Source organism: Pseudomonas izuensis (genome assembly GCF_009861505.1).
Taxonomy (GTDB): Bacteria; Pseudomonadota; Gammaproteobacteria; order Pseudomonadales; family Pseudomonadaceae; genus Aquipseudomonas; species Aquipseudomonas izuensis.
Window position 1 is genome coordinate 1 of sequence record NZ_WTFT01000014.1, and the last position, 17,640, is coordinate 17,640.

Here is a 17,640-nt window from a genome sequence, read left to right on the forward strand (position 1 = left end):
TCCATCCCATTGCTTCTGGCCATTTTTTGCCTATCGCGAATGACCCATTTGGGCCGTTTGGCCCCCTTCATTGCCCGCGGTGACTGGCAGGTTCAGCACCTGACATCAGGCAATTTGGCATGAAATGAAAAGAAAATGACGTCGAATGAAAATCCACAGCCAACACAATCGCGTAAAAAAAGCCGCTGGCAATTCGCACTCAGCGGATCTGCATGAGCCATGCCGGATACCGTAGATATTGGTGGATTGCTCGATGATTAGGGGTAATGCGGTAGTTCGGTAATTTCATACCGGGGCTTCAAACAGCGGCTCGCTCCACGTCTTCACTTTCCAGCGATGGGCATTACATGGCGGCAGCCGATCGCAAAAAACTATAAGAAGAATCCAGACATGATCAGGAATATTAGTATCGCTTGGCGTGCGTCCATCGGTTTCAGCCTGGTGGTAGTGCTGACTGCAGGGTTGGGGATATTTGCGCTGTCGAAGTTGGACGATATGCGTGAAAGCACCCGGCAAATAAGTGACGATTGGCTGCCCGGAGTGATGGCCTTGAGTCACGGCGCGCAAAACGTTCAACGTATCCGTGCCCTGACTTTGCGGGTCATGATCAGCCGCGATCCGCAGAGCCTTGAGCAGAACTACCAGAAGATGGAATTGCTCAAGGCCGAATCCCGAAAAGAAATGGAGCAGTACGAAAAAACCATTATCGTGGATGAAGACAGGGCGTTGTTCGAGCGCTTCAGGACCGCAGCAACGGCCTACATGGCTCTCCAGGCCAAAGTGATCGATTTGTCGCGCAAGGATCAACTCGAAGAAGCCCGGAACGTTATCAATGGCGAGATGAACCCGCTTGCGGATGCACTGAGCAAGACGCTCACCGACCTGATCGAATTTAATAACCGTGGCGCCAATGGTGCAGCCTCAAACAGCGTCGACGTCTTCAACAGCGCACGCAGCGGTGTTATTGGGGTGTTGTTGATCGTCGCACTGGCGTCCTGCGTCGTCGCCGTCGGCTTGATTCGCAGCATCGTCCTGCCGCTGCGCCAATCGGTCCAACTGGCCGAGACGGTGGCCACCGGTAATCTCACCACAAGCACCGCATTTGTTGGCAGCGATGAACCTGCGCGGTTAATGGCCGCATTAGCAGCCATGCAGAGCAATCTGCGTAACACCATCATCGCTATCTCCGAGTCATCCAATCAACTGACGTCGGCTGCCGAAGAGTTGAGCGCCGTTACCGAAGATGCCAGTCGTGGGCTGCACCAGCAAAATGGTGAGATCGAGCAGGCGGCCACGGCGATCAACGAGATGACCAGTGCAGCGGAAGATGTTGCCCGCAACGCAAGCTCCACGGCCGATGCTACACGGGCGTCGGACCTCACGGCGCAACTTGGCCGGCAGCAGGTGTTGCGCACCGTCGACGCAATTGGCGAACTGGCCAGCGGCGTCACTGCAACGGCGGGTGAAGTAGAAAATCTGGCAGGCCGGGTCCGCGACATCAGCCAGGTGGTCGATGTCATTCGAACGGTTGCCGAGCAAACCAATCTGCTGGCACTCAACGCCGCCATCGAAGCGGCCAGGGCGGGTGAGGCAGGTCGCGGTTTTGCCGTGGTCGCCGATGAAGTGCGCAGCCTTGCGCATCGTACTCAGCGCTCGACCCAGGAAATCGAGCAATTGGTCATGGCCATCGAACAGGGGACCGTGCAGGCGGTCAATGCGATGCAAGGCAGTAACACCCGCGCGCACGACACCCTGGAAGTGGCGCAGGCAGCGGGCCAGGCCCTCGATCAGATTGCCTCCTCGTTCGCGCAGATCAATGAACGCAACCTGGTGATCGCCAGTGCGGCCGAGCAGCAAGCGCAAGTCGCCCGGGAAGTGGATGGCAACCTGGTCAATATCCGCGAACTGGCATCGCAGACCGCCGCCGGTGCGACACAAACCAGTGCTGCAAGCCAGGAACTTTCGCGACTGGCCGTTTCACTCAATGGTCTGGTCTCGAAATTTGTGGTTTAACCCAAGTCGATCGCAATCCAGATGGCTGGCTTGAGCGCCAGCCGTTTTGGCCAGTTCAAGATAGAAGTGGCCCCGTCATGTAAGGCGCAATGCTGCTCACTTTAAAGCGGACACTTACCTTTGTGGTGAGGGGATTTATCCCCGTTGGGTTGCGAAGCAGCCCCCGGCTCCCTTTCAATCAACCTGAGCCTTGCGGACTCACGACTGCTTCGCAGCCGAACGGGGATAAATCCCCTCGCCACAAATTCATTTCCAGCCTCGATAGGCACAAAATGGCATGCAGATTGGCCAGTAGTCCCTCTCAATCCCCAGCCTCGCCCTAAAGTGTGGTCTTTTGTAGGAGCAAGCTTGCTCGCGATGGTCGTTAACGATTACGCGTGTTAACTGGCTGCTTGCGGCGCTCTGGCGTTCATCGCGAGCCAACGCAATTATGGGATTTGAACTGCAACCGTTTGGGGTGACTTGTTGCCCTTCGCGGCAGGCTATCGGCCAAAAGCGGCTAGTTATACGCGGTGATCCATAGCCAGATTAAACCCCGCCTGTCGTTGATGTAACAGCCCGGCAACTAGACGCCCCCCACTTTCGGACCTACGCTGCATTGGGTTCGCACTGAAGAACCGAGATTGCCACCAGGGAAAAGGGAGCGTCCTGCATGCTGAGAAATGCATTATTTACCTCGTCGTTGGTCGTCGCTTTTCTGATCGCCGCACCCACAGCCACCCACGCTGGGGTCAGCGAGCAAGAAACACGAGACATCGCGAAAGAAGCCTATGTTTTCGGCACTCCGATGGTTGATACCTATCGTGTCATGTATGCCTTCTCCATCGACAAAAACAATCCACAGTACAAAGGCCCGTTCAACAACATCCTCAATGTGTCCAGAGTGTTCACCCCTGCTGACACGGCTTTTGTAACCCCGAATTCCGATACGCCATACTCGTTCAGCGGACTGGACTTGCGCGCCGAGCCGGTGGTAATCAGCGTTCCACCGATGGAAAAAGATCGTTATTTCGTTTTCCAGCTGATGGATCTGTATAGCTTCAATTTTGCATACATTGGTAGCCGGACCACGGGTAATCAGGGCGGCACGTATATGATCGCCGGGCCGGACTGGAAGGGTGAAAAACCCCGGGGCGTGGATAAGGTGATTCAGGCCGAAACGGACATGGTTTCAGTGGTCGGTCGCACTCAGCTGTTCAACCCCGATGATTTGCAGAACGTTAAAAACATCCAGGCGAAATACAACGTTCAGACGCTCTCTGCGTTCCAGAAAAAAGCTGCGCCCAAGGCAGCTGATGACGTGAACTGGATCAAACCAATAGCGCCTGCCATCGAACGAAGCTCGCCAGAATTTTTCAACCAGCTCGCCTTTCTTCTGCAATTCGCCCCAACCCATCCCAGTGAAGCCGCGCTGCGCAAGCGCTTCACCGAGATTGGAATCGAACCGGGAAAACCCTTCGACTTGACGACATTGACACCGGCACAGCAAGCCGCCCTGTTGGCTGGCATGCAAGACGGCCAAAAAGAAATCGACGAACTCCGTCACTCCCTGGGTGGAAAAACAGACACTTTGTTTGGAACAAGGGCCTTCCTGAAAAACAATTACGTCGCCCGCGCTACAGGCGCGCAAATGGGTATTGGCGCAAACTCGCGCGAAGAAGCGATGTACCCCATCTACGATAAAGACGCCACAGGCCAACCTCTCGATGCCAGCACACACAATTACACGCTGAGATTCGCCAAGGGTCGGCAACCGCCCGTGCAGGCGTTTTGGTCGTTAACGATGTACGACCTCCCGAAACAATTGCTCGTGGATAACGCGATCAATCGTTATTTGATCAACTCCCCCATGCTGCCGAACCTGGCGAAGGATGCGGATGGCGGACTGACCCTGTACATCCAGCATGAATCTCCTGGTAAGGATAAAGAGGCGAACTGGCTGCCGGCACCTGACGGCCCCTTCATGGTGACGATGCGCTACTACTGGCCGAAACCCGAGCTGCTGGAAGGCAAGTGGAAATCGCCCTTGATCGAACAATCGAAGCAGGATGTAGCCAGCGCCTCGCCGAAAACAAATTGATCAGATCAGGATGTCGATCATGAATACCTTGAACAAAGCACTGACCGCCTTGGCCTTGCGTCAGGGGTGGCCTTCAACATTCTTCGACAAGCGCTGGAAACCGGGGGATTTGGTTAGACAGTAATTGGAAAATCACTTTCCTGGCGGCATGGGTGCATCGAACGCAAATGGATGGTAAGCCTGTGCACTTACCCAGGCAGTGGCCTGGCCGCGATTTTCCGGGCTTTGGCAGGCGTTACGCCCAGCGCCTGGAGAATCATTTCGGCGACCCGCACATCATGCTCAACCACTGCACGCCCCTCGACCACTGAGCGCATCGCTCCGGTTGTGCACGATAAGACCAGATCCAGGGCAACCCCCTCGTCCTCATAAGCCAAAGTTCCTGCGCGCAGCCCCTCACGCAGGTCACCCAGCACATGGTCAGCCAAACGCGAACGCATGGCCTGGTCGAAATGGATGATGCGCAGTAAAGCATTCGCCCATTGGTGGTCAGCCGCAGCCCGGCACACAAACATGCGTACGCCAATCGAAAGCCGCTGCGCTCCGCACTGCACATCCGCGTTCAGGACGGAAATGGCGTCAGAGAACTCGGCGGCCATGGCAATGCCCACCGCTTCGAGGACTTCGTCGCGCGTTCGGAAATAGTTGTAGATGGTGCCGTTGGATACCGCCGCCTCGGCGGCGACTTCCAACAATGCGATCTCCCCCACCTCCTTGCGTGCGACAAGTCGCAATGCTGCATCCATCAGACCGCGACGGGTGCGTTCACGCTTCTTGTGCCCCCTGGTGAGAGGTTCTGGCGCATCTGCTTCGAAAGGAGGTGTGGGGATAGGCATGATTAAGCTCTTAATCTAATCGGCTCATTGATGGTACTGGAAACCCTGTCAGCAGTGGCGTCATCACTCATCAGCAGGCTCTGGCAGTCTCGAAGGAGCCTGCCGGCCTCTGTGCCAGGGGCATGGTGCATGATGATACGGTCAGGGCGAACGGCGACCAGCGTTCCTTTCGCCGCCAGCGGCAGGATCTCATGGTTCATGTCTTCGATGAAGTCACAACGGCCGCCGGAGCGTTGACCGCGGGGCCTGACCTCCAGGAAGTGGCCCCCCATCTTTTCCCAGGCGACGATCTGATCAGTGGTGAGCAGTGACAACGGGTCGACGCCGAATCCAACCAGGGTCAGGTTGTCTCCCAGCGCATCGTCGCTCAGCTTGATCTGTTTTTGCAGGGTGCGAACCCAGGCTTGGGGAAACAGGCTGCCACGAACCAGCTTGTCACCCCGACGATGTGGCACGAACAGGCCTTGCTTGAAGGTGTTCTTCGGCTTGATGTCCAACTGCTCGAAGTACCTTCTGGTCGAGGCAGTCAACCCCAGTGTGCGCATAAAACCATGGATGAAGAACGCTGCGATCTTGTTCTTGGGCATCACCAGGCGGCCCATCATTTTTGCCAGATTGATCATCGCCTGGGCATGCGGACGGCGCTCTACGTCATAGGTATCGAGTATCGCCGGCGCGGCGTGGCCACGCAGGACCCACGCCAGCTTCCAGGCCAGGTTGGCACCATCACGAAGGCCCGCGACGAGACCTTGCCCGACGAAGGGTGGGGTGATGTGCGCGGCATCGCCAACGAGGAACGTCCGTCCCTTGCTGAACCGGTTGCAGCAACGGGCGTGGAATCGATACACCGCCTTGCGCTCGATTTCCAGCTCCTGCGGATTGACCCATGGCGCAATGAGCCGGGCGATGCTTTCCGGGCTTTCCAGCTCCTCCCGGGATTCACCGGGTTGCAGCATGAACTCCCAGCGCTCCCTGCCACCGGGGGCGGGCATGTGCGGCGTGGGCCGTTGCGGATTACAGATAAACTCAATGTGATCAATGGCCGACTGATGCCGGTTTTTGGCATCGACAATCAACCAGTCCTCTGCGTAGGTTTGTCCTTCGAACTCCTGGCCGATCAGCGCCCTGACCCGGGAGCTGGCGCCATCTGCACCAATCAGGTACTGGGCGCGAACAGCATGCGAATGCCCATTTTCATCCCGCACGGTGGCGACCACGCCATCCGCTTCCTCAACCAGGCTCTCCAGCTCGAAACCACCCAGGCTGGTCACTGATTTGAGTCGGGAAACCTGGCCACGCATCGCTCGTTCGAGGTCGGGTTGATAGAAGGTCACAAGCTTGGGGTGGCCGTCGATACACCCTTGCGTGTTGGCTCGACCAAATTGCCCGAGGACCGGAGAGTGCATCTTCACTTCCGGGATCACGATCTTCTCGAACGCGTCCTCCGACAATCCGGCGAGTTGCAGGATGCGCAAGGCCTCGTTGTCCAGGGCAATGGCACGAGGCATCAGTACGATGTCATGGAGCTTGTCCAGGACCAGGGTCGTAACCCCGTAGCGGCCGAGCAGCGCCGCGATTGTCGCACCTACCGGACCGTTACCGACGACCAGCACATCGACGGCGGAGGAAGGTAATTCGGAAACTTTTTTATTGTTGTTCATCTTGAGCCCTTGGGTGATTGAAGTCGTGAGGCGCACAGGTCTCATCGTCAAGCATCACCAAGGTATGCAATATTGAGAGATATTTCAATATTGATGTTTTTGTCATTATTAATTGAAACCGTTGATCGGTTACGACGCAATGCATCGCAACGGCTAAGCTTTTTCGAAAGAACCTCGTCTTTCAAGGGTGACTCCATGAGCAGCGCCCCCCTGTCGGAACTCGATGCCGCCCTACCCGGCTTGGTGCGCAAGATCCGCGTACTGGATGCCCTGTCCTGGCCCGATGGCGTCGAGGAAGTGTTCCTGGCGCATTGGCGTGAAGGGAAAGCAGAGTTGCCCAGGGTCCAATTGAGCCCCCGCGAACACAGCGCCGACATCGCCGCTCTGGAAGCCTTTATCGGGCGTTGCGATCTCGGGCACCCGGCCGGGAATTATCTCGCCATGACCGCGCGTAGCTATGCCACGGCCGGACGCATGCTGGGGGCGATTGGCACGCCCGCCTTTACCCAATTTTCATCCGCGTTGTACCGGCGCCCGGATTTCTATTATCCGAACCAGAAACTCAGCATGCTGGACGCGGCGCAGTTCTTTCTCACGACCACCGACGCCCTGCTGGGTGGCGCCCGGATTCCACCGACTCAGGCCGAGATCCCGGCCGAAGCCTTCGCCGCCTGGATGCAGCCGGAGTTGGACCGTTTCTTCGGTGAAGGCCGGGTCACGGTCGTGCTCGACCCGACGCTGGCCGCCAAGGCGATCGCCGGGGCAAGCCGCATACGCCTGCGTACCGGCGCCCTGTTCTCTGAACTGGACAAGAATCAGTTATTGCAGCACGAGGCCTTCGTGCATGCCGCTACCGCACAAAATGGCGCGCTGCAGCCCAACCTCAAAAGTCTGGGTTTGGGAGCGCCACGCACGACCCAGACTCAGGAAGGCATTGCCACCCTGGCAGAACTGTTCACTGGCAGCATGGACATCAACCGCTTGCGCCGCCTGGCCCTGCGCGTGCTTGCAGTCCAGCAGGCGTTGGACGGCGCCGATTTCATACAGGTATTCGAGGGTTTTCTTGCCGCCGGCCAGTCACAAGAGGAGTCCTTTCGCTCAACCCAGCGGGTCTTCCGTGGCGCCGACCTGCGTGGTGGCTCGGCGTTTACCAAGGATGCCGCCTACCTGACGGGTTTGCTGGGAGTCCATACCCTGCTTCGCATCGCGATCCGCGACAATCGACCGGAACTGGTGGGTCATTTGTTTGCGGGACGCCTGAGTCTGGCGGATACCCTACGCCTGGCGCCGCTATTCGAGTCCGGCTGGCTTCAGGGCCCCACCTATCTCCCGGCCTGGGCCAGCGATCTACGGCTACTCGCTGCCAACCTGGCCTTCTCCGCTTTTATCGCTCAGATAAAACTGGATGTGCTCGATCTGGAGGTGCTCATGGCATTTGCCGATGAACACGAAAACGATGCCAGCGCCCTGTGATCAACCGCGCAACTCGATTCGTGTCATGAGCTGATCGTCACATCCATGCCCTGTATCAACCGCCTGGCCAGGCGCGGCTGCCGCAACTGCTCCAGCCACCATTGCAACGCCCGCCCCTCGCGATCACCGCGCCACGCAACATACGATACGGTCGGCTCGCGCGGATCGACGGTCGCCTTCTCCACCAGCTCGCCATTTTCCAGCAACGACGCCACACGCTGACGCGGCAACCAGCCGATGCCCAGGCCTTCACGCTGCGCGAGTATTTTTGCTTGCATGTTCGGCACGGCCAGCGAAGTCTGGCCACCGATCACCCCGTAAGCGCGCCCCGCTATCGCACGCGACGAATCGCCCACCACCACCGCGCGATGCTCGCGTAGGTGCTCGCGCCCGAGTGGCCCGTCAACGCGCGCCAGGGGATGTCGCGCCGCCACCGCGAACACCCATTCGATCGAGCCGAGCTCGAACCAGCGCAGCCCGGGAATCGCCGGCGGTTCATTGGTCGCTCCCACGATCAGGTCCGCCCGGCCGTCACGCAATGCTTCCCAGGTGCCGTTCAAGACTTCGTGCGTGAAACGCAACTTGACGCCAGACGCAAGCGCATCGAAATCGCGTACCTGCGGCATCAGCAGGGCGAATTCGATAATTTCGTCGGTGACGATCCAGAGCTGGTCCTCCCAGCCGCTCGCGATCTGCCGCACGCGCTGCGTCATGCGCGACACATCAAGCATCAGGCGTGCGGCTTCATCGGCGAGCACCTGACCGGCGGGCGTCAGTTGCAGTCGGTAACGGCGGCGATCAAACAACAAGGCGTCGAAGCGCGCCTCCAGTTGTCGTGCGGCGTGCGAGATCGTCGACGGCGCCTTGCCCAGCCGCGCGGCTGCGCGTGAAAGGCTGCCAGTCTCGCGAATCGCTTCCAGCAGTGCCAATTCGTCTTCAGACAACATGTGCGATCTCACCGAACGTTTTCATCGGGGCGATCGTATGTCAAACCCGGACTATCGGTCCACTATCTCCCTACGCGCTCCGAAGGCCTCCTCAAAGGCCCCTGGTTCGCTGATCTCGTGCCTCTGTGCCTGCCAATGCACTGCGATTCATCTCACGTCAAATCAAGGAAACATCATGCTTAAGTTTTACTTTCATCCGACGCCCAATCCCACCAAGGTCGCGCTCCTGCTCGAAGAACTTGAAATCCCGTTCGAGCTTTCTGCCGTCGACACCTTCAAGGGTGAGCAACACCAGCCGGCATTTCTGGAGATCAATCCGAACGGCAAGGTTCCGGCCATCGTCGACAACGGGGTCGCGGTATTCGATTCCCACGCCATACTGCTGCACCTTGGGGCAAAACATGGCAGGTTCGTGCCGGCCGACCCATCGCAGCATGCGGCGATGCTTTCGTGGTTGCTGTTCATCGCGACTGGCCTGTCGCCGTTCTCCGGCCAGGCCGTGCATTTCATGCACCACGCGCCGGAACCCCTGCCGTATGCGCGCAACCGCTATATCAAAGAAGTCGAGCGTCACTACCGGGTTCTCGATGCGCGTCTCGGCGGCTCGAAGTACCTGGCTGGCGATACTTATTCGATCGCCGACATGGCACTTTGGGGCTGGGCCAACTTTGCCGGCTATATCTTCGGTGAAAAAGGTCTGGCCGATTATCCCCATGTCAAACGCCTGGTCGATGAAATCTCGTCGCGCCCGGCGGCCGCCCGCGCCTTGGCGCTGAAGGACAAACTCCAGTTCAAAAGCGAATTTGACGAAGAAACCCGTCGCGCACTATTCCCGCAGAACGCCTCACTCGCCGTCTAGTCAAGACTCGCCCTCCTCCGGCTGGCCACCTGAAAACGGCCAGCCTTTGCCCCTGACACCGTTGCGCACAACAACCTGAGGAAAACAGCCATGCAACATTCAGTTCTGTACGACTCCGGCAATGCGCTTGATGACATCCGTGCGGTTTCGCCAGCCCTTGCGCGTTATACGACCGACGTCGTGCTCGGCGATTTATGGCAGAGACCGCAACTGTCCGCGCGCGACCGCAGCATCGTGACGCTGTCGGTCTTGATTGCGCGCAATCAGAGTGCAGAGATGCCGTATTACCTCGACCTGGCCCTCGACAGCGGCCTCGAGTCCGGCGAAATCTCGGAAATCATTACCCATCTGGCGTTCTATTCCGGCTGGGCCAATGCGATGGCGGCCGCGAAGGTAACGAATGCGGTTTTTGAACGACGCGCAATGGGTGCAGCGCAGCTTGCGCCGGCCTCCGTCGACCTCCTCCCCATCGACGAGGTAGCCGAAGCGCAACGCGAGGCCACCGTCGCGCAAAACTTCGGTGCGGTGGCGCCGGGGCTTGTCCAGCTCACCAGAGATGTTCTCTTTCATGATCTGTGGCTGCGACCGGGCCTCGCCCCGCGAGATCGATGTCTGGTTACGGTCAGTTCGGTGGTGGCCACGGCGCAGATCGCACAACTGTCCTTCTATTTGAACCGCGCAATGGACAACGGACTGACCAGCGAGCAAGTAGGAGAAGTCATGACGCAGCTGGCGTTTTACACGGGTTGGTCCAGCGTCTATACGGCATTGCCTGTGGTTAAGGACGTGTTGGAGAAGCGACCTGATTAACCTGCTCCAGGGTGATCATGACCACTCGTTACCCTGTATCTGAACCCTTTCGGTGAGGTTCCCATGAAAAAAATCGGCTTTCTTTCTTTTGGCCACTGGAGCGATTCTGCGGGTTCGCGGGCGCGCTCGGCGTCTGACGTTCTTCTGCAATCCATCGACCTGGCGGTTGCCGCCGAGGAACTGGGCGCAGATGGGGCGTTCTTTCGCGTCCATCATTTCGCTCAACAGCTTGCATCGCCTTTTCCACTTCTCGCAGCGATCGGTGCAAAAACCAGCAGGATCGAAATCGGAACGGGTGTCATCGACATGCGTTACGAAAACCCGCTCTACATGGCAGAAGATGCCGGGGCAGCCGATCTGATTGCGGGTGGACGGCTGCAGCTGGGTATCAGCCGCGGCTCCGGCGAACAGGTCATGGACGGATGGCGCCACTTCGGCTACGAGCCTGACAAGGGAGAGACTCATGCCGATTTGGCGCGCCGTCACACCGAAGTCTTTTATGAGGTGCTGCGGGGCAAGGGCTTTGCACAACCCAATCCAAGGCCGATGTTTGCAAACCCGCCCGGGCTTCTACGGGTCGAACCGCACTCCAAAGGCCTCCGCGAGCGCATCTGGTGGGGATCGGGTTCCGATGCAACCGCGGTTTGGGCCGCGAAGATGGGTATGAATCTGCAGACTTCGACCTTGAAGAACGACGAAAGCGGCCTCCCCCTTCATATCCAGCAAGCACAACAGATCCGCGCCTACCGTGAGGCCTGGAAAGAGGCCGGACATACACGAGAACCGCGCGTATCCGTCAGCCGCAGTGTCTTCGCGCTGGTGAACGATCTGGACCGGCTGTACTTCAGTCGAGACACTCAAAGCAACGATACGCTCGGTTTTCTGGACGACGATACTCAGAAGATCTTCGGTCGAAACTACGCGGCGGAACCGGATGTCCTCGTTGCGCAACTAGCCAAGGACGAGGCGATCGCTGCCGCCGACACCCTGCTCCTCACGGTGCCAAACCAATTGGGCGTGGAGTACTGCGCGCACGTCATCGAATCGATTCTCACCCATGTCGCCCCCGACCTCGGCTGGCGCTAGCGCTGAACAATTACGAGAGACAGGCCAATGACCCGCAAAGCTGTGCTGTTTTCAGAGATGACGCCTGGTGCGACCCAGGAGGACGAATTCAACCACTGGTATGACACCGAGCATATCCCGCCGCGCATGCAAGCACCGGGCTTCGTCAGTGCGCAGCGCTTTCGCAATGCAGATGGCCCTGCGTACCTGGCCCTCTACGAGTTGCAAGACAAGAGTGCCCTGCTGACACCCGAGTACAAGGACATCAAGGCCAGCTCGGGTGAATTGACTCGCCGCATAATGGCCGGAGCCAAAGATGTCACGCGCTATATCGGGGAGGAAATCAGCAGCTGGAAGAATCCGCTGGCGCACAACGCATCCTCAAGCGAAGCCGCATGGGTTTATGCCGTATTCTTCACCGTGCCCGCGCCCCGCACCGAAGCGTTTGACCGCTGGTATGAAGAGGATCATATCCCCACATTGCTCGGCTGCTCCGATTGGCTTGCGGTGCGACGATTCCGGATCGTGGATGGGGAGCCGCAGCCGTTCACCCATCTTGCCTTGCACTACCTTGCGACAGCCGATGCCCTCCAATCCAGTGCGCGCGAACAGGCGAACAACTCTCCCTGGAGAATGCAGCTTGCTCAGGAAGAATGGTTCAAGGCTCATTCCGGGGTGTTTAGAGGTATTGGACAACCGTTCGTTGCGGCCCGAACTTAACTCGTGCGCCATGGGTCGCGACTACCTCGCTCGACGGTTGACGCGACAACCTCCTTGATAAACGCCGGGGCGAGCGCATAGTGACGGATGGATCACAGCATGTTGCTGCCAATACAGGACCCTGACGTTCAGGAGGACCGTATGAGCGAAGCAAATCAAGGGTCAGTGCGTCAACTGAGTCATTTCATCAACGGTCAACACGCTGCAGGCACGAGCGGGCAGTTCGCCGACGTGTTGGATCCAGCACTGGGCCGAGTGACAGCTCGCTTGCCGGTCGCCAACGCAGAAGACGTCGACGCAGCCGTCGCTGCGGCGAAAGCCGCCTTCCCGGGCTGGAGCGAAACCGCGCCACTTAGGCGTGCGCGTTTGATGTTCAAGTTCAAGGAACTGCTCGAGACGTATAGCGACGAACTCGCAGAGTTGATTACCCGCGACCACGGCAAGTTGTTTGAGGATGCAAAGGGCGAGGTGATACGCGGGATCGAAATCGTCGAATTCGCGTGTGGCATTCCAAACCTGCTCAAGACCGATTTCACCGATCAGAGCGCCCCCGGCATCGACGCGTGGAATTTGCGTCAACCCGTCGGCGTGGCCGTGGGCGTCACGCCATTCAACTTCCCGATGGTGGTGCCGTGCTGGATGTTTGTGATGGCGGCCGCGACCGGCAACACCTTCATCCTCAAACCTTCGGAGCGCACTCCGTCGGCATCGATCCGGCTCGCGGAGCTGTTCATCGAAGCGGGCTTTCCCAAAGGCGTGTTCAACGTCTTGCATGGCAGCAAGGCTGTCGTCGATGCACTGATGCAGCACCCCGATGTGGTGGCGGTATCTGCCGTCGCCTCGACGCCGGTTGCCGAATATATCTACAAAGAAAGCGCGAAATACGGCAAGCGCGTTCAAGCATTGGGCAGTGCGAAGAACCATCTCGTGGTCTTGCCCGACGCCAATCTCAATAAAACGGTCGATGCGATAATCAACTCGTCATATGGCTCAGCCGGCGAGCGCTGCATGGCGACGTCAGTCGTGGTGGCGGTAGGGACTATTGGCGATGAGCTGATCGAGCGTCTCGCGCCGCGCGTGCGCTCGCTCAAGATGGGCGGTGGCATGGAGCCCGGTCTGGACATGGGGCCGCTTATTAGCGCCGTGCATCGCACCAAGGTGTTGGGCTATATCGATGCGGGCCTCACGGCAGGTGCCAGGCTTGTCGTCGATGGCCGCGGCCAGACCGTGGCCGGCCACGAAGAGGGCTTCTTTCTCGGCGGCTCGCTGTTTGACGACGTAACGCCGCAGATGAGCATCTATCGAGAAGAGATTTTCGGGCCAGTCCTGTCGGTTGTCCGGGTGCCTGATCTCGCGAGCGCAATTGCACTCGTCAACGCCCATGAGCTGGGGAACTGCGTATCGCTTTACACATCCGACGGCGGTGCCGCGCGCGCATTCACCCGGCAGATTCAGATCGGTATGGTGGGCATCAACGTTCCGAGTCCAGTGCCGTCAGCGTGGCATTCGTTCGGGGGCTGGAAGCGATCGATGTTTGGTGCTCATCACGCATACGGCGAGGAAGCCGTGCGCTTTTACACCCGCTACAAGAGCGTCATAGAGCACTGGCCCGATTGTCCGCCATAAATAAAGATTGTCACGGCTGCTTCCCTACGCCTGGGAAGCAACCGCAATTCTTATAAGGAAACGGGATGCAGGATCATTTCGACGCCTCACCCAAAGTGCCGGTGTAATGGGCCAGGCGTTTTTCGACGTCCGCTTTCTTTTGCAGGCCCATCTCCATCAATTGTTTGATCCGCGCCTGTGCCGTCGGGCGTTTCACCGAACCGATGAAACCTTCCCATTCGCTGGCGATGGCGTCATTGGGCGGCAGGCTGGCCGCGTCGACCAGGTGCTTGATGTCGGCTATCGACTGCTTGTCGAACCGGGCGATGCGACGGGCCATGGTGTCGACGAACTTGTCAAGCTCGGCGTCGGGCAGTGCGCGATTGACGTAGCCATAGCGTTCGGCCAATTCGCCATTGATGTCGTTGCCGGTCAGCAGTACTTCCAGCGCTCGCCCACGACCCATCAGCCTGGGCAGGCGCGCCATAGGACCACCGCCAGGCACCAGGGCGGCGCCGATTTCCCATTGCGACAGGATGGCTTTCTCGCGGCTGGCGAAGCGCATGTCGCTGGCCAACGCCAGTTCGCTGCCGACGCCGGTAGCGCGACCGCGAATCGACACAATCGAGACCACAGGTGCCTTGCTCAATCGCACCAGCATGTCAGGCAGCGGTGGCAGGCCGGTCGGGCCGTTGGGCAGACTGGTGGTGTCAGTCAGCGGGGGGACGAAGTCATAGTGGGTGAGGAAGAAATCCGGCACGTCGCTGTCGAACACGACGACCACCAGCTTCGGATCGGACTCGATGGCGGTGACCACCTCGTTCAACTGCGGCATGGTTTCCGGACCATAGATGTTGTACGGCGGGTTGTGGAACGTGACCCGCCAGTATTCGGGCGTGATTCGCGTGAGCTTGATTTCCTGTTTGACCGCAGTGGTGGAAGCCGCCTTGGTGGCGGTTGAAGGGGCTGTATCGCCAGCGAGAGCAGCACCTGTCGTCGCCATGCTGGCGAAAATCAATGCAGCCGTAAGCAATTGAAGTCTCATGGCAATTTCTCCAAAGAATGCCTGAGGACATGCGAATTCCCGATTGAGCCGTCGTTGTGGCCTGCCAATTTGGGGTCGTGAAAAATCACACCCCTTCCTCCGTTCCTTCGCGGGTCAACACATGTGCATGGGTTTAGCGCGCGTGACCGAAATATGGCCTGGCACGGTCGGCAGTAGCGGCTGAGGATGGCTGGTGGCGTGAAAGGCCTCGGATCACCGGGATCCAAGGGGCGAAACATGTCGCCTTGCGGACAGCTCCGACGTATTAAGCGTAGCAGTGAAAGATGGGCTCGCAAGCCACATAATCAGATGAGATCACCAACAGCCACCCCTCAGTGGGCTCATCAGCAGGAGACAAAACCTGATTCGACAGCGTTTTTGATTTTGAGACACTGCAAGAACCTGTCTTGGGGGACGTCATTTCCCGCTACAACGCATACGCACTGGAGTAAAGCTACCCATGGAAGCCAACCGATTCGGTGACATCGCTGCGTTTGTCTCGTCTGTGAAGGCTGGAAGTTTCACCTCTGCAGCCGCATCACTCGGTCTGACCCGATCGGCTGTAGGTAAAAGTATTGTTCGCCTTGAAGGTCGAATGGGAGCACGGCTTCTGAATCGCACGACGCGCAAACTGAGCCTGACTGACGAGGGGCGGGTTGCCTATGAACGCTGGAAGCAAATTCTCGAGGATCTTGATGAGGTAGAGGCAACCATGGCCTTGCGCCGTGGGCGGCCGACCGGCACTTTTAAACTCACAGCCCCCCTATCCTTCGGTCAACGCCATATCCTGCCGATTCTGGATGCTTATCTGAAACAGTGGCCTGAACTTCGCGCGGACGTCTGGTTTACCGATCGGTTTGTCGACCTTGTCGAAGAAGGTATCGACATAGCCATCCGCATTGGCGCGCCAAAAGATGATTCACAACTATTGACCCGAACGGTGGGTTGGCAGCAGTTCGCAACGTGCGCCTCGCCGTCTTATCTGGCCCGCTGCGGCGTACCACAAACGCCCGCTGATCTTCTCGGGCATGACACCATAGCGTTCATCAGTGGCCAGGCCAGTGTCTGGCGTTACCAGACACCTACCGGCCTTTATTTATACGAACAGCCAGGGCGGCTGAACATCGACAGTTCTGAAGCCATGCGCGAAGCGGCGTTGACTGGCATTGGCCTGATTCACTTGCCGACCTATATCACCGGTAACGACCTGCGCGACGGAACGTTGGTGGAGGTACTCAAACCTTACCGCGCATCGCCCGACCCCATCCGGGTTGTCTACCCGAGCAAGCGTCAGTTGTCCCCGCGTGTCCGCGCCTTTATTGATCTGTTGATTGAACGCTGGGAATCAGGGGTGCCTTGGGAAATCTGAACATCATTAGGGATTCAGCGGACCGTGTAATGGTCGTTTACTGCTGTTTATCCGAGTTGAGGATTCAATAAATATGTCAGTCATCGCCACTCACCGAGACTGCCATCATGACTATCGCCACCCAACCCTCGCCACAAGCGCAACCTGCCGCCCTACCGACCGCTGATCCCTCGCTTGAGCGTCACCCTGGTTTTCAGCGTCTGTTTAAACCCCAGGCACTGACGATTGGCCTGATTTTGCCCCTCGAAACCCACGCCGGCCGAGCGGCACCGACCATGCGTGGCCACGTGGAAATGGCGCAACGCGCGGAGGCGCTTGGTTTTGGCGCGCTGTGGATGCGTGACATTCCTTTCTACGACCCGGACTACAACGATGTGGCGCACATCTTCGAGCCTCTGGTTTACATCGGCTTCCTGGCCGCCGCCACGCGCAGCATCGTCCTGGGAACCACCGGTATCGTGCTGCCTACCCATGAGCCCATGTATCTGGCCAAACAAGCGACGTCCCTGGATCAGTTGAGTGAAGGGCGCGTGGTGTTGGGGCTGTCCTCGGGCGATCGATACAGCGACTACCCGATGCTGGGTATCGATTATGAAACCCGTGGTGATCGGTATCGTGATGCCTTTTCGGTGTTTCGCACCCTGATCGAGCAGAACTTCCCGCGTTTTCGCTCCGAGCGATTCGGTCACTCATTCGGCAACCTCGACCTGGTACCGAAAGCGCCGTATGGCCGCGTCCCTTCAATCGCTGTCGGCCAGGCGCAGCAGAACATTGAATGGTTGGCCGAACACCTCGATGGCTATCTGGCCGGCGTGCAAAGCCCCGAGCGACTGGCATCGTTGGGCGAGAGCTGGCACGCCAAAGTGCGTGAGATCGAAGGCCGAAACGCTTTCAAACCCTTAGGTCTGGGTGGCTATTTTGACCTCAGCGACAACCCGGACCAGCCATTCCAGCGCATTCAGGGAGGCTTCCGGGCCGGGCGCAACGGCCTGCGCAATTATCTGGAACAAGCGCAAGCTGCCGGCATTTCGCATATCGCGCTTAACCCCAAGGTCAGCCGCCAACCCTATGGAGAGATTCTCGACGAGCTCAGTGAGCACGTCTTGCCGCACTTCCCGTCGCATGTTTGAGGCCTGGCGCATTGTTGGAACCGTCAC

The 17,640-nt window shown here is 58.5% G+C and carries 15 protein-coding genes; 10 read left to right on the plus strand and 5 right to left on the minus strand.

Features of this window, described 5'->3' with window-relative positions; all coding sequences use genetic code 11:
- Nucleotides 1-390 precede the first annotated feature (390 nt).
- Both GPL81_RS14250 and GPL81_RS14255 read left to right on the plus strand, forming a co-directional pair.
- Nucleotides 391-2,013: a methyl-accepting chemotaxis protein gene (locus GPL81_RS14250; RefSeq protein ID WP_160107254.1), complete on the plus strand. Its 1,623-nt coding sequence runs from the start codon at nt 391-393 to the stop codon at nt 2,011-2,013.
- Nucleotides 2,014-2,665: 652 nt separating this feature from the next.
- Nucleotides 2,666-4,093, plus strand: a complete 1,428-nt coding sequence (locus GPL81_RS14255) for a DUF1254 domain-containing protein (protein ID WP_160107255.1) — start codon at nt 2,666-2,668, stop codon at nt 4,091-4,093.
- A 188-nt stretch (nt 4,094-4,281) separates the two neighbouring features.
- On the opposite strand, the gene GPL81_RS14260 is transcribed toward GPL81_RS14255, so the two are convergent.
- From GPL81_RS14260 to GPL81_RS14270, 3 genes are read right to left on the minus strand one after another with little or no spacing between them, the layout of a single operon-like run.
- Nucleotides 4,282-4,929: a TetR/AcrR family transcriptional regulator gene (locus tag GPL81_RS14260; RefSeq protein WP_160107256.1), complete on the minus strand. Its 648-nt coding sequence runs from the start codon at nt 4,927-4,929 to the stop codon at nt 4,282-4,284.
- A 2-nt stretch (nt 4,930-4,931) separates the two neighbouring features.
- A complete protein-coding gene (gene mhpA, locus GPL81_RS14265; protein WP_160107257.1) occupies nt 4,932-6,590 on the minus strand; it encodes a bifunctional 3-(3-hydroxy-phenyl)propionate/3-hydroxycinnamic acid hydroxylase MhpA in 1,659 nt (552 codons plus the stop codon).
- A gap of 47 nt (nt 6,591-6,637) precedes the next feature.
- Nucleotides 6,638-6,775, minus strand: a complete 138-nt coding sequence (locus GPL81_RS14270) for a hypothetical protein (protein WP_160107258.1) — start codon at nt 6,773-6,775, stop codon at nt 6,638-6,640.
- 10 nt (nt 6,776-6,785) lie between these two features.
- Here GPL81_RS14270 and GPL81_RS14275 point away from each other — a divergent pair, with 10 nt between their 5' ends.
- Complete coding sequence (locus tag GPL81_RS14275; protein WP_160107259.1) at nt 6,786-8,063, plus strand: peptidase MATCAP family protein; 1,278 nt, start codon at nt 6,786-6,788, stop codon at nt 8,061-8,063.
- Between the two features lie 23 nt (nt 8,064-8,086).
- Here GPL81_RS14275 and GPL81_RS14280 read toward each other — a convergent pair whose 3' ends face one another.
- Nucleotides 8,087-9,010, minus strand: coding sequence for a LysR family transcriptional regulator (locus GPL81_RS14280; protein ID WP_160107260.1), 924 nt, complete (start codon nt 9,008-9,010; stop codon nt 8,087-8,089).
- 175 nt (nt 9,011-9,185) lie between these two features.
- Between GPL81_RS14280 and GPL81_RS14285 the strand changes: the two genes are divergently transcribed.
- From GPL81_RS14285 to GPL81_RS14305, 5 genes are all read left to right on the plus strand, one after another.
- Nucleotides 9,186-9,869 (plus strand): glutathione S-transferase family protein, encoded by a 684-nt coding sequence (locus GPL81_RS14285; protein ID WP_160107261.1) that lies wholly within the window; start codon nt 9,186-9,188, stop codon nt 9,867-9,869.
- A gap of 90 nt (nt 9,870-9,959) precedes the next feature.
- On the plus strand, nt 9,960-10,679 hold the full coding sequence (locus GPL81_RS14290) for a carboxymuconolactone decarboxylase family protein (protein ID WP_160107262.1): 720 nt from the start codon (nt 9,960-9,962) through the stop codon (nt 10,677-10,679).
- A 63-nt stretch (nt 10,680-10,742) separates the two neighbouring features.
- Nucleotides 10,743-11,765, plus strand: a complete 1,023-nt coding sequence (locus GPL81_RS14295; protein ID WP_160107263.1) for an LLM class flavin-dependent oxidoreductase — start codon at nt 10,743-10,745, stop codon at nt 11,763-11,765.
- A 27-nt stretch (nt 11,766-11,792) separates the two neighbouring features.
- The gene (locus tag GPL81_RS14300) at nt 11,793-12,464 is read left to right on the plus strand and encodes a DUF4286 family protein (RefSeq protein WP_160107264.1); all 672 of its coding nucleotides are present in this window, start codon (nt 11,793-11,795) and stop codon (nt 12,462-12,464) included.
- Between the two features lie 141 nt (nt 12,465-12,605).
- Nucleotides 12,606-14,090 carry a CoA-acylating methylmalonate-semialdehyde dehydrogenase gene (locus tag GPL81_RS14305; RefSeq protein ID WP_160107265.1) on the plus strand — a complete coding sequence of 495 codons (1,485 nt, stop codon included), beginning with the start codon at nt 12,606-12,608 and terminating at the stop codon, nt 14,088-14,090.
- 73 nt (nt 14,091-14,163) lie between these two features.
- Here the strand turns inward: GPL81_RS14305 and GPL81_RS14310 are convergent, their stop codons facing one another.
- Nucleotides 14,164-15,114 carry an enoyl-CoA hydratase/isomerase family protein gene (locus GPL81_RS14310; protein ID WP_160107266.1) on the minus strand — a complete coding sequence of 317 codons (951 nt, stop codon included), beginning with the start codon at nt 15,112-15,114 and terminating at the stop codon, nt 14,164-14,166.
- A 460-nt stretch (nt 15,115-15,574) separates the two neighbouring features.
- On the opposite strand from GPL81_RS14310, the gene GPL81_RS14315 reads away from it, so the two are divergent.
- Nucleotides 15,575-16,483 (plus strand): LysR family transcriptional regulator, encoded by a 909-nt coding sequence (locus tag GPL81_RS14315; protein ID WP_160107267.1) that lies wholly within the window; start codon nt 15,575-15,577, stop codon nt 16,481-16,483.
- Between the two features lie 107 nt (nt 16,484-16,590).
- The gene (locus GPL81_RS14320) at nt 16,591-17,613 is read left to right on the plus strand and encodes an LLM class oxidoreductase (protein WP_160107268.1); all 1,023 of its coding nucleotides are present in this window, start codon (nt 16,591-16,593) and stop codon (nt 17,611-17,613) included.
- The last annotated feature ends 27 nt before the right edge of the window (nt 17,614-17,640 follow it).

Bases quoted from the DNA above. Each gene is read 5' to 3' on its own strand.
- GPL81_RS14255 (WP_160107255.1), top strand. From the start codon at position 2,666: ATGCTGAGAAATGCATTATTTACCTCGTCGTTGGTCGTCGCTTTTCTG.
- GPL81_RS14285 (WP_160107261.1), top strand. From the start codon at position 9,186: ATGCTTAAGTTTTACTTTCATCCGACGCCCAATCCCACCAAGGTCGCG.
- GPL81_RS14315 (WP_160107267.1), top strand. From the start codon at position 15,575: ATGGAAGCCAACCGATTCGGTGACATCGCTGCGTTTGTCTCGTCTGTG.
- GPL81_RS14310 (WP_160107266.1), bottom strand. From the start codon at position 15,114: ATGAGACTTCAATTGCTTACGGCTGCATTGATTTTCGCCAGCATGGCG.
- GPL81_RS14305 (WP_160107265.1), top strand. From the start codon at position 12,606: ATGAGCGAAGCAAATCAAGGGTCAGTGCGTCAACTGAGTCATTTCATC.
- GPL81_RS14260 (WP_160107256.1), bottom strand. From the start codon at position 4,929: ATGCCTATCCCCACACCTCCTTTCGAAGCAGATGCGCCAGAACCTCTC.
- GPL81_RS14275 (WP_160107259.1), top strand. From the start codon at position 6,786: ATGAGCAGCGCCCCCCTGTCGGAACTCGATGCCGCCCTACCCGGCTTG.
- GPL81_RS14280 (WP_160107260.1), bottom strand. From the start codon at position 9,010: ATGTTGTCTGAAGACGAATTGGCACTGCTGGAAGCGATTCGCGAGACT.
- GPL81_RS14290 (WP_160107262.1), top strand. From the start codon at position 9,960: ATGCAACATTCAGTTCTGTACGACTCCGGCAATGCGCTTGATGACATC.
- GPL81_RS14320 (WP_160107268.1), top strand. From the start codon at position 16,591: ATGACTATCGCCACCCAACCCTCGCCACAAGCGCAACCTGCCGCCCTA.
- GPL81_RS14295 (WP_160107263.1), top strand. From the start codon at position 10,743: ATGAAAAAAATCGGCTTTCTTTCTTTTGGCCACTGGAGCGATTCTGCG.
- GPL81_RS14300 (WP_160107264.1), top strand. From the start codon at position 11,793: ATGACCCGCAAAGCTGTGCTGTTTTCAGAGATGACGCCTGGTGCGACC.
- GPL81_RS14250 (WP_160107254.1), top strand. From the start codon at position 391: ATGATCAGGAATATTAGTATCGCTTGGCGTGCGTCCATCGGTTTCAGC.
- mhpA (WP_160107257.1), bottom strand. From the start codon at position 6,590: ATGAACAACAATAAAAAAGTTTCCGAATTACCTTCCTCCGCCGTCGAT.